The organism is Candidatus Kaelpia imicola (assembly GCA_030765505.1).
Classification (GTDB): Bacteria; Omnitrophota; Gorgyraeia; order Kaelpiales; family Kaelpiaceae; genus Kaelpia; species Kaelpia imicola.
Genome location: JAVCCL010000043.1, coordinates 99252 through 110935, shown reverse-complemented (window position 1 = coordinate 110935; position 11684 = coordinate 99252). Strand labels below are relative to the sequence as shown.

General features: G+C 35.6%; 9 protein-coding genes, 2 tRNA genes and 1 pseudogene. All 12 read right to left on the bottom strand.

What is annotated here, in order from left to right:
- Positions 1-10: 10 nt before the first annotated feature.
- Positions 11-1945 (bottom strand): hypothetical protein, encoded by a 1935-nt coding sequence (locus P9L98_07100; GenBank protein MDP8217055.1) that lies wholly within the window; start codon positions 1943-1945, stop codon positions 11-13.
- Positions 1946-3529, bottom strand: a complete 1584-nt coding sequence (locus tag P9L98_07095) for a glycosyltransferase family 39 protein (protein MDP8217054.1) — start codon at positions 3527-3529, stop codon at positions 1946-1948.
- A gap of 10 nt (positions 3530-3539) precedes the next feature.
- A pseudogene (argF, locus tag P9L98_07090) lies at positions 3540-4454 on the bottom strand (ornithine carbamoyltransferase).
- Positions 4451-5638, bottom strand: coding sequence for an aspartate aminotransferase family protein (locus P9L98_07085; GenBank protein MDP8217053.1), 1188 nt, complete (start codon positions 5636-5638; stop codon positions 4451-4453). Before P9L98_07085 ends, argF begins: the two are co-directional and overlap by 4 nt.
- A gap of 89 nt (positions 5639-5727) precedes the next feature.
- The gene (locus P9L98_07080; protein MDP8217052.1) at positions 5728-6054 is read right to left on the bottom strand and encodes a hypothetical protein; all 327 of its coding nucleotides are present in this window, start codon (positions 6052-6054) and stop codon (positions 5728-5730) included.
- Positions 6055-6057: 3 nt separating this feature from the next.
- Positions 6058-6360 carry a hypothetical protein gene (locus tag P9L98_07075; protein MDP8217051.1) on the bottom strand — a complete coding sequence of 101 codons (303 nt, stop codon included), beginning with the start codon at positions 6358-6360 and terminating at the stop codon, positions 6058-6060.
- Between the two features lie 187 nt (positions 6361-6547).
- Entirely contained in the window at positions 6548-7150 is a 603-nt protein-coding gene (recR, locus tag P9L98_07070; protein ID MDP8217050.1) for a recombination mediator RecR, read from the bottom strand.
- A complete protein-coding gene (gene dnaX / locus P9L98_07065; GenBank protein MDP8217049.1) occupies positions 7137-8804 on the bottom strand; it encodes a DNA polymerase III subunit gamma/tau in 1668 nt (555 codons plus the stop codon). Before dnaX ends, recR begins: the two co-directional genes overlap by 14 nt.
- Before the next feature lie 46 nt (positions 8805-8850).
- A tRNA-Ser gene (locus P9L98_07060) sits at positions 8851-8942 on the bottom strand.
- Positions 8943-8948: 6 nt separating this feature from the next.
- Positions 8949-9404 (bottom strand): tRNA adenosine(34) deaminase TadA, encoded by a 456-nt coding sequence (tadA, locus tag P9L98_07055; protein ID MDP8217048.1) that lies wholly within the window; start codon positions 9402-9404, stop codon positions 8949-8951.
- Positions 9405-9419: 15 nt separating this feature from the next.
- Positions 9420-9493: transfer RNA gene (locus P9L98_07050), tRNA-Arg, on the bottom strand.
- A gap of 117 nt (positions 9494-9610) precedes the next feature.
- A complete protein-coding gene (locus P9L98_07045; GenBank protein ID MDP8217047.1) occupies positions 9611-11560 on the bottom strand; it encodes a PAS domain S-box protein in 1950 nt (649 codons plus the stop codon).
- Positions 11561-11684 lie beyond the last annotated feature (124 nt).

Sequence of the window (11684 nt, the reverse complement as noted above, 5' to 3'; positions counted from 1 at the left end):
AAGCACCAATCTATAAAGGCTGCCATAACTCTTTAAGTAAAAACCCATTTATAAAATCAGTTATATTATCCCTATCTACCATCTGAAGGTAAGAATAGAACAACCTCTTATCAGCTATATAAGGCCCTTTTGCAGAATAGACATCGCTACCGTATAAGCGAGCTAAGCCCCTGCCTAAACCCTGATAAAAATAGACTCTCTCCTCTATAGTTGTTATCTTTAAAATATCTCTCTCTGCACTTTTAAAATATTCAGATATATCCGGACAATATATAGAATTCTGGATGAGAGCTTCGCCTATCCCGGAAAAAGCGAAAAACCTCTCTTCTCTCTTTAAATCTGCGAGATAATTTTTAACATAATCAATATCTATGCTCTCATTTAAGAACATCTTGGAAAACCATCCTTCCCAGAAAAAACGCCTAGCCTTATCTGAAAAAGAAATATCTCCAGCCAGCAGACGCAATGCAGAGCAATCTTTACTCCTATCAGCCAATATATAGCCCAGAGTATGGGCTGTATTTATATTTAGCTCTATAAGTTTCTTTTGTTCTGAGTTATTGCTATCGCCCAGAAACTCTAAAGTCGATTTGTCGCCATAATAGAGCGGCATAAGAGGGTTGCCTTTGGAATCAGAGGTTTTTAACGCTTGAAGCTGAAAGTTAAAACCGGGAATCAGCAAAATAATTAATAACGGCAAGAAAAAACTTTTTTTCCATGCAGTAACTATAGTTAGAGCAAGAATAATCGGTATAAATAACGGTAGATAATATTTATAAGTAGTGATAGAGCGGCCATTTAAGATATATAAGAAAAAATAGACCAATATTGTTACAGAGAGCAATGCTGTAATAGAGTTTTTCAATGCTTTCTTATCTCTTCCTCTCTCTCCAATCACAAACTGCTTAAAGTTTTTTGCTCTTTTAAGAATATAAGAAATAATAATTGCAAAAAATAGAATAAAGATTACCCGGTATAGATCGGCATAAAAGATATCCAAAGAGTTACTCTTAGATTGATAGAGGTTAAATATTTCTTGAAAAGCTTTTACTAAAGATAGACTCTCAATATCTCTAAAGAGGTTAAAATATTCTCCAGTGTGAAAAAGATTAAAAGATAAAAAATCCGGAACCAGAAAAAACAGGAATAAGATAAACCTTTTTACAATAATAAAAATATTATCTATCGGGAATATTGCCTTAGGGGAATGGGTAGAGAGCATAAAAGTACTTTTAAAAGTGTAGGCAATGTTAAAATCTAAAAAAACAACTTTGTAAAAGAGACCTGATAGTATCGTAGAGGAAAGCACAATGAAGATCTTAAGATAATCTGATACTCTCTTCCAGTCAATGCTCAGCAGAAAAAAAAGTATAAAAATAGAGATAAATACTGCAAAAGCCGGATAGAAATAATTACCAATACCCATGCTGAGACCAAATAGAACAGCAGAGAGATACCCCTTTTTCTCTTTAAATCTAAGGTAGAAAAACAGCGATAATAAAAAGAATAGACCTAAATGAAAATGCCGTCCCATACCGACAATAGAATAGATAAAAATATACTTAGAACAAAATATGAATAATAAAGAAGCTCCAAGAGCCTCCCTCCAGCTCCAATACCTATTTACAATGTAAAAAAGAAGGCTAAGTTCAACCATGTTAAGAAAGATAGTTAATATCCGAATTGAAAAAATGTTGCTGCCAAACAGATAGACAAAAGGAGCAGAGAGAAGACTATACAGATAGTCTCCGCCGCCTGCATAAGGTACAGAGAGATGAAAAAATGAGGGCAAAAATATCCGATGTTTTACTATTGTATTTGCAATAAATAGATTGCACATCTCCCAGGTATCAAATAACAATCCCGCTTTAAATAAATACTGCAGCTTTGTTAAAACTAAGATTAATAATAGAAAATAGAGCAGAACTCTCTCTTTTGTTTTCATCTATATTCTCTTATAAATCAACAGCGTTCTCTCCGTAAACCTACCTTCTATGGTAACCCTATTGATTAATTCAAACTTCTCTTTATATTCATTAAATATAACCAGAAGAGAACGGATCTTCTCTAAGTTTTCATTTTCAAAAGGTAGGCTGATATTGGGAATAGAAGACCCGTCATCGGATCTTAAAATAATAAAATCCCCTTCCTCTATAAGCTTTCTATAATCTTTATCTCTTTCGTCAAACTCCAAATGAATAAAGCTGATAGAGAGATTGTTATTTTCAATAAAGTTATTCAAGTAGTCATTTAAAAGATACCAGTAGCCGAACCCATCTATCATGATTTTATTTTTACCATCTTGAATTAAGGTTTTTTCTAAATCTTCAATATCCCAACCAATCTTCTTAGACCTTAATAATCCGGTATAAAAGAACCTATCTGTCTCATCCCTATAATTGAACACTTCTACTCCCCCGCCATAAGAGGTCTTAAAAAAATTAAACACCGGAACAGCTAAAATTAAAAACATAAGAGAGCACCTTAAAGCAGGCCTTCTTTTAAGCTTCAGGTTATCTGAAAATCCCATTATTCCATTAGCAATTATGATAGCAATCGCAGGCAGCATGGCCATTGTATAGCGGGAACTCTTCTCAACAATAAAAAGAGAAGAGATAAGGTAGGGCCATATAACCCAAGCTGATAGAAAAAGCGCGGACCTCTTTTTGATAACAAGATAGATAAAAGATATTAAAAAAAGAGAGAATAAGAACCAACCTAATTGATATCTAATCAAATACTTTAAATAAATTAAAAAATTAAAACTATAGCCTTCATTATAAAATATTGTAGGCTGGTCACTTTTAAGCTGGAACAAAATGGGTTCAATGTTGCGAAGATACCAATACCCGGAAATAGATATAACAATACCAGCTGCAATAAAAATATTTAAAAAAACCTTGAACCGCTCTTTAGATATCAATTTTCTGTTTTCAATCAGATAGATTAATGTAAAAAAAGAGATATAGATAAAGTAAAATTTCTTCATCAGCATCCCTAAAGCTAAAACAGAAGCAAAGAGTACTACATATAGCCTCTTCTTAAACACTTCGGTCTTAAACATAAGATAGATATTCAATGTCAAAATGGCAACCATTGGAAATGCCATTAGAAATAGCCTGGCATAGCCAAAGACTGCCGCAAAGAGAGAACCGATAAGAGCAGCTACAATCCCTACAGAAGGTTTAAAGAGGTAGGTTGCTAGAAAATATAGAGAGAATATAAATACAGAAAGATAGAGCAGTCCGACTGAAAAAGAAGCAACATCATAATCTATGCTAAAAATATAATAGAGAGGTATGGGCGTTAAATAGAGCAGAGGGGGATATATACTATTAACGTTAAACAGCTCAGTTATAAATCCAGGCGAAAGATTTTTAAACTGTTCAAAGAGATACAGGCTATGTGAAAAATAGAGCCCATAGTGTCCTACTGGAGGAGTATCATCTATTGTGAGAATAATAAAATTGTTTAAGAGATGAAATACGACTATAAGAAGAAGTATCAAAAAAACTGTTTTCCTGGACATTAAAGAAAATCTACCTTTTAGATAAAAGCTTAATTAAAATAGCTTTATGCATATGGAGTCTGTTTTCAGCTTGGTCAAATACTATAGAGTTCTCAGAGTCGATAAGATCATCTGTTATCTCCTCTCCTCTATGCGCAGGCAGGCAATGCATCACGTAGCATCTCTTCCCTGCGTTTTTAAGTAAATCCTTATTAATTTAATAGGACTCAAAGATCTTTTTTCTATCTGACTGCTCTTCTTCCCAACCCATAGAGGTCCAAACATCTGTGTATACAAAATCTGCATCTCTTACCGCATCTTGAGGTGAATTGACTATCTCTACTCTTAAGCTCTGCTTATTTAAATCTTCCAGTTTAACCCTATAGCTCTCTCTCTTAGGCTCATAACCAGAAGGTGTTGCAATTGACAGTTTGAACTTCAAAACTGCTGCTGCCTGTATAAGTGAATTACAGACATTATTACCATCACCGATGAAAGCAATTTTAAAATTATCCAGGCTCCCAACTTTTTCAGTTATGGTTAGAAGGTCGCTTAAAATCTGGCAGGGATGCTCTGTATCAGTAAGAGCATTAACGACAGAAGCTGAAGAAAACCGTGCAAACCTTAAAAGGTCTTTCTGTTTAAAAGTTCTTACAATAGAACAATGGATATACCTTGAAAGCACCTCTGCCGTATCTTTGAGAGATTCACGCTTACCGAACCCAGCCGAACCATCTCCTAAATATGAATAGCTACCTCCAAGTTCAGCTATGGCGACTTCAAAGCTAACCTTTGTTCTTAAAGAAGGTTTATCAAATAAAAGAACGAAACTCTTGCCTTTAAGTATCTTCTCCTGCCTTCTCTTCTTTTTAAGATTTTTTGCAGCATTGATAAACCCTGTTATATCTTTCCTGCTTAAATCATTAATGCTTAAAAAATGATTCATCTCTGCACCTCTTTTAATACTCCATCTAATATTATAATAGCTTTATCTATATCCTTTTTGTTAATATTCAGCGCCGGCAAAAATCTTAAGATATTGCCCTGGGTTAAATTAATTAAAAGCCTATTAGCAAGGCAGCCCTCAAAAATCTCCTTGCCTTTATCTTTAACCTCCACACCTATCATGAGACCTAAACCTCTAACACTATCTATTAAATCATACTTTTCTTTTAAATCCAGCAGCCTGCCTTTAAAATATTTACTCATATCGGTTACATTATTGAGCAATTTCTTGCTCATTATAGTATCTACAACGGCTAAAGCCGCTTTACATGCAATAGGGCTTCCGCCAAAAGTAGAAGCATGCATTCCAGGCTTAATACAATCAGCAACCTTATCTTTGGCAAAAACAGCACCCATAGGAACTCCTCCGCCAATACCTTTTGCTAAAGTAACTATATCGGGCTCAATGTCAAAATTCTGATATGCAAACCATTTTCCGGTCCTACCCATTCCAGTCTGAACCTCATCAGCAATAAATAATATATCCCGCTCATTACAAAACTTTTTCACTCTCTGGATATAGTCGTAATCGGCAACATTTATACCGCCCTCACCCTGAACCAGCTCTAACATAATCGCCACAGTTTCATTGTCAACACTGCTCTGAAAAGCCTCAAAATCGTTAAAAGGAACATGGGTAAAACCTTCGGGTAGAGGCTCGAAATCTTTTTTGTATTTTTCCTGCCCTGTTGCAGAGAGAGAGGCTAGAGTTCTGCCATGAAAAGAGTCGTTCATCGTAATTATTTTATATCTATTGCCTGCTCCGTATAACCTTGCCAGTTTAAAGGCTCCTTCATTAGCCTCTGCTCCTGAATTGCAGAAAAAAACTTTGGCGTCGATCTGCGCTATTTTAACTATTTTTTGAGCAAGCTTAGCCTGGAGGTGGTTGTAGTAATTGTTAGATATATGTATTATCTTACCGGCTTGATTTCTAATATGAGAGACAACCTTAGAAGGAGAATGTCCCAAAATAGAGACACCCCAACCTGGAAATAAATCCAAATACTCATTCTGCTCTAAATCCCATACCCTGGACTCTCTTCCCTTTACAAGAGAGATTGGAAGATGGGTATATGTATCCATAATATATTTAGAATATAACCGGGCAACATCTTTATTCTTCATAAAAACCTCTCTTTCTTAAGAAATTTATTATACGCAAGATATGCTGAAATGGCAAACCATAACTGAAATAAGATAGGAATAAGCGGATATTAATACTTATCTTTAACTAACATCCAGAAAGAATGCTGATAGGATATAAGAGAATATTGATTACCTCTATGAGGAACTTTTAACACTCCAACAATCTTCCATTTGAAAAACTTTCTCTTGTTCTGAATATTCTTATAGATATACATTTGAGGTTTAAAACTATATTCATATACAGGCTCTCTATCTTCGTGGCTTAAAAGCACCTTGTAGGAACTACTCCTGCGAGAATAGACCAAAACCCCATCCTCAAACACTTTCTCCGTAACCCTGACCTCTCTATTGTCGGCCTTAGGCTGAGCCTGTTTTGCAAATATTATACTATGCATTTTCTAACTCTCCTCCATCTCTGATATATAACCATGGGACCAGCAGCTTCTGCGTATAGCCTCAAGATGCTGCGGGGAGCCAGGTATAAGAACCTTCTCCTTAAGCCCTTTACCAGCTCTATCAGGAATATTTATACGGTAAGGACGAAAGAGAATATCCATAAGATCTCCATCTTTTTTACCCTTAAAAGACATATCTCTATCTTTTACCTCCAGCGTACCGCTGAAACTTCCCTTGGTATATATTACAACTACATCGTCTTCTCCCAGTCTCTCTTTCTGAATCTTGTAAAATTTTACTTTCATCTTATACCTCCTTAGTTCACACCTTGTATTAAACAAATTCCATGCCAAAAAAAAAGATAAAACAAGTATCTCTAACTAATTGAAATAAAAGAAGAAACAACAAGTATCTATTTAATAATATTAAAAAATCGGGAAAAATTGAGGGAAAAGTGCAACTTTTGTTAAAAGAATAAAAAAAGTGAAGAAATCAGAGAATCTCTTTTCGCCCTTTAAAAGCTTCCTGAAGTGTATTTCTATCTATGAATTCCAAATCTGCTCCGACAGGTAAACCCATACCTATACGTGAAACCTTCCTGCCCAAAGGCTTAAGCAGCTTCATAATGTAATAGGCTGTAGATTCACCTTCAGCATCAGCATCTGTTGATATAATAATCTCTTTTATAGTAGAGTTGGATTTAACATAACAGAAAAGCTCATTCAGTTTTATATCTTCAATTCCTACACCATCCAGAGGTGAGAGTACACCCAAGAGAACAAAGTATTTGCCCTTAAAACATCCTGCCTTTTCGATAGCTATCAAATCTTTTGGCTCCTCAACAACGCAGAGAAGAGAGCTATCTCTATTTCCACTCTTACAGATATCACAAAACTCATCCTCAGTAAGGTTATTACACTGCTTGCAGTTACAGACCCTCTCCTTAAGATACTTCATAGAATCCACCAACTCCTCTACTTCATCGGCCTTCATATCTAATATATGAAAAACATAACGTTCCGCAGTTTTTCTACCTACACCGGGAAATTTGACAAATTTTTCAATCAAGCTATTGAGTAGTTCAAACTTCATCATTCCTGGGTATCACTTTAAGAACTTTAGCATTAAAGAGCTTGGAAATCTTTTTTATGTTTGGATTTTTTAATATCTCTTGAATTCTTTTTTTATTATCAACGGTAATTACCTTACTATAGAGATATTTTAATCTGATCTTCCTGCCCGATTTTAAAGAGATTGAATCTTCAATAATTCTTCTATTATCATTTTCATCTATTAACTCACGCTGAAAATCAAAATCAATTTTGACCTCAACAACAATACTGTCAGACTCAAAAGACTTAACCTTAGAACCTTCAAGATAAGAAGCAAGGTAAAGCTTGGTATCTCTTAAATCTCCGACTACATCTCGCCAAACCTCCTCAATCTCCTGAAAACTTAATGCTTTATTGTTACTTTTTAATTCAGAATCATTTTTTTTAAAATTGTTATCATTCTGAGAAAGAGATGTTTTCGTTACTTTTTTTTTAATCAGAGTATTTATCTGAAGCTTAGGTTTAACCAGAGGTAATACCCGCTCTTTGACACTCCGCCTCTCTTTTGAATCATTATCTAAAAACTGATTAAAAACTATCTGATATTTAGATCTGCTGCATATCTTTAAAAGACCTACTTCGACCAAAACTCTTGGAGATAAAACAATCTTTGCTCTATTTTGAAGTTCACTAAGCAGCTCTAATATAAAAATCAATTCCTCTCTGCTTAACTGCCCGGACTGCTCCTTAACTTTATCCAAATCTACAGCTATAGTTCCAACTGTAAAATCAGTGGAGCATAGAATCTTATAATGGAGCACAGCTCTGAAATAAGAGAGCAGGCTTTCAATGATAATGGGAATATCTCTACCATCAGAGAGCAGCCTGTCTAATATCGTAAAGCTCTTATTGACATCAGATTTTATTAAACTCTGCGTCAAATCATACAACACAGTCGTTTCGATTACTCCTAAAAAATCTTTGACCATATCTACCTTAAGCTTCCCGCCTTTTGCAACACATATAAGCTGATCTAATAGAGACTCCCCATCCCGCAAACTACCCCCGGCAGATTCTGCTATCATAAGAACAGCTTCAGGCTCAAAATCTATCTTCTCTTGAGTTAATATATCAATAAGCTTCTCTTTTATTGCAGTTATAGAGAACGGCTTAAAATCAAACCTCTGGCAGCGCGAAAGGATAGTAACTGGAACCTTGTTAGGTTGAGTCGTAGCAAAGATAAACTTAACATGCTCCGGCGGCTCTTCTAATGTCTTAAGAAGCGCATTGAAAGCAGCCTCTGTCAACATATGAACCTCATCTATTATATATATCTTAAATCTGGATTGAGCCGGTTTTAACTTAACATTTTCACGCAGATCGCGAATCTGGTCTATCCCCCTATTAGAAGCCCCATCAATCTCTAAAACATCAAGGCTGCTGCCCTCTTTTATCTGAAGACAGTTACCGCACTTAAGGCAAGGAGCTGGAGAGAAGGACTCTTTACAGTTTAATGCTTTTGCTAAAACTCGGGCTGTTGTAGTCTTACCTATCCCTCGAGGACCTGCAAAAAGATAGGCATGAGAAACTCTATTAAGTCTAATCGCATTCTTTAATATTTCAACAATATGGTCTTGAGCAACTATATCATCGAAATTCTGAGGACGCCACTTCCTTGCTAAAGCTAAATAACTCAAAATATCTCCCTCTCTATAAGACTTTTTGCCCACTTGCTATTAATATTGGCGGAGAGGCCGGGATTTGAACCCGGGGGCCCCTTTTACAGGGCCAACCGCTTAGCAGGCGGCTGCTTTCGGCCGCTCAGCCACCTCTCCATCTATTTAAGCTGTAACTCTTTTCTCTTTAAAAAAATCCTGAACTAAAAAAGCACAATCTTCTTTTAAAACACCATTCTTTACTTTTATCTTATGATGCGTATCTTTGTATTTTGTAACATCCAGCAGAGAACCAAAAGCTCCCTGTCTATTATCTGAAGCTCCGTATATCAATTTATCTACCCGCGCCAATATTAACGCACCAGCACACATTATACACGGCTCGATTGTAACATAGATATTACATCCATTCAATCTCTCGTACTTTAAATAATCTGCTGCCTGTGTTATAGCAAGAATCTCCGCATGAGCAGTAGGATCCTTTAACATTCTTACCTGATTGTATGCTCGGGCTACTATCTTATTCTGATATACTATAACCGCCCCAACAGGCACCTCGTCTTTATCCAGTGCTTTAAAAGCCTCTTTTAAAGCCTCCTGCATGTAAAAATTGTCGTTCATTGTGTAAAAAACATACACGCCTGGAGGGACTCGAACCCCCAATCTACTGGTCCGTAGCCAGCCGCTCTATCCAATTGAGCCACAGGCGCATAAAGTTTAATTATCGCTAGAAAAACTTGCAAAATACAGATAAAGGTTAACAGAAAACTGCAGCGGAGTAAATACGAAAACTGAACTTTCAAATAGAGAAACTGCAGAATAACCGCCTATCCTATTGTACAAGGCAAACTTATATTCACCTCTGTTCCTTCTCCCAATTTACTCTTAAAATATATGCTGCCTCTATGAAGATGGACTATCTGCTTCGAAACAGTAAGTCCTAGGCCTAGACCTCTTGGTTTTTTTGTAAAAAATGGTTCAAAGACATTATCTAAGTCATCCTCAGGCACACCCGAACCACTATCCCTAATCTTAAAATCGATACTACTCTTATCTTTACTACGATTTACAATTATTATTATCTTCCCTTTTTTACCTTTAAAAGATTGGAAGGCATTCTCAAGGATATTTGTAAACAGCTCGATTATCTGTATAATATCTGCCTTTATAACTTTATCTCTATCTATCTTATACCTTTTATCGATAACTACTTCATAATCGCTATATTTTTTGCTACAACTGTCGATACATTCATCAACGATAGTTATAATATCTACCTTTTCATAAATAGGCTTCTTTATTTTAGCATAACCAAGCAAATTTTTAATAATCCTGCTGCTCTGGGATATCTTCTTCTCTATGTTAAAGAGATGGCCCTCCAAATCATCGTCAATCTCAGCTCTCTCTTTCCTGATATTAAATACAGCTGTCTTTATAACTCCCAAAGGGTTATTGAGTTCATGCGCTACTGTTGCAGCCAACATACCGATATCAGAGAGACGTTTAGACTCTTCAAGCTTCCTCTCTGCTTTCAGTAATTCATCTGTTCTTCTCTTTACCTCTCCTTCAAGTTCTCTGTTATACCTCATAATAAGAGCTTCAGCTTTTTTACGCTCTGTAATATCTATCGCTATTTCAAACCTTACATCCCGACCATCAGGCCATTTAATAATTCTATCTACAATATAATAATCTTTATCCAGAATCGGGTTATGATATTCCCACTTATAAGGTCTACCAGCCCTTTTTAAGATTATTTCATTTGTGCAGAAGTAGCAGGGTCTATCAAAATTCTGAAATTCACGATAACAAAAACCTCCTATAGAATTCTTGCCTAAAATCTTTTTAAAAAACTTATTCATATACAGAATCTCATAATTATGAGGATCTGTAACATAGATCACCTCATCTATGCTATCAAAGATAGAGAGAAGTTGAGCACGCTCTGCTTTAAGTAAAACCTCGGCTTTTTTTCTATCGCTTATATCTATAATTACAGCAGTCATATAGGAAGAATCTGTGCTATCACCTTCTATTAAAGCTGCGCTCATAGAAGCAACAAACTCTGTACCGTCTTTTCTTAAGTGAACCTGCTCGCAATCAATAAAACCTCCTTTTTTAATAACATCTTCAATAGATTTATCTATTTTTTTTAAATTCCGATTAGAATGCAGAAGGAGTATCTTTCTACCTATAAGCTCTTTTTTGCTGTAGCCGTGCATTTTAGCAAAAGCACCGTTGATATACACCAACCTCTTATTCATATCCATAATAGCTGAACCGTACTTCGAAACATCAGCAACTGTTTTAAAGAGCTTTAATTCCTTCTGTTCTTTATCCTGAGAAGTAATATCACGCAGAACAGTCACCCTAACATTCCTGCCTCTCAGCTTAACAGGCCTACTTGAAAGCACAGCTTTTACAATGGTCCCATCACACTTTTTACCCTCGGCAATATATACTTTCTGATAACCTGACAGCACGTGTCTTTTAACAATGTTTCTATATTTAGGAGTGGCTAAATCCAGAACGCTCTTTCCTATTATTTCAGACTTTTTTCTATAACCGAACATTTTGAGAAAGAATTTGTTTACCGCTAAAATCCTACCCTTCTCATGTAAGACTATAGCCTCCATGGTAGCGTCAAATAGCTTCCTAAACCTCTCTTCGCTCTCCCGTAACTCTAACCCGTTTTTTTTATAAGATTTCTCTTTCTTCTTAAGGCAGTCTAACTCCCGCCTTAAACTACTTAATTCTTTTTGAACATCTCTCTTCAAACCTATCTCTCCTTAATAAAAACACTTCTCCTAAAGAAGCGCTCTAATAGAGACCAAAATCTTATTATTTCATTCAACATTGTTCTGTAAAATAAATTAAAATAAAATTAAAAGCATCTTGTTT

Bases quoted from the DNA above. Each gene is read 5' to 3' on its own strand.
- tadA (MDP8217048.1), bottom strand. From the start codon at position 9,404: ATGAACGACAATTTTTACATGCAGGAGGCTTTAAAAGAGGCTTTTAAA.
- P9L98_07075 (MDP8217051.1), bottom strand. From the start codon at position 6,360: ATGAAAGTAAAATTTTACAAGATTCAGAAAGAGAGACTGGGAGAAGAC.
- recR (MDP8217050.1), bottom strand. From the start codon at position 7,150: ATGATGAAGTTTGAACTACTCAATAGCTTGATTGAAAAATTTGTCAAA.
- P9L98_07085 (MDP8217053.1), bottom strand. From the start codon at position 5,638: ATGAAGAATAAAGATGTTGCCCGGTTATATTCTAAATATATTATGGAT.
- P9L98_07100 (MDP8217055.1), bottom strand. From the start codon at position 1,945: ATGAAAACAAAAGAGAGAGTTCTGCTCTATTTTCTATTATTAATCTTA.
- P9L98_07095 (MDP8217054.1), bottom strand. From the start codon at position 3,529: ATGTCCAGGAAAACAGTTTTTTTGATACTTCTTCTTATAGTCGTATTT.
- P9L98_07080 (MDP8217052.1), bottom strand. From the start codon at position 6,054: ATGCATAGTATAATATTTGCAAAACAGGCTCAGCCTAAGGCCGACAAT.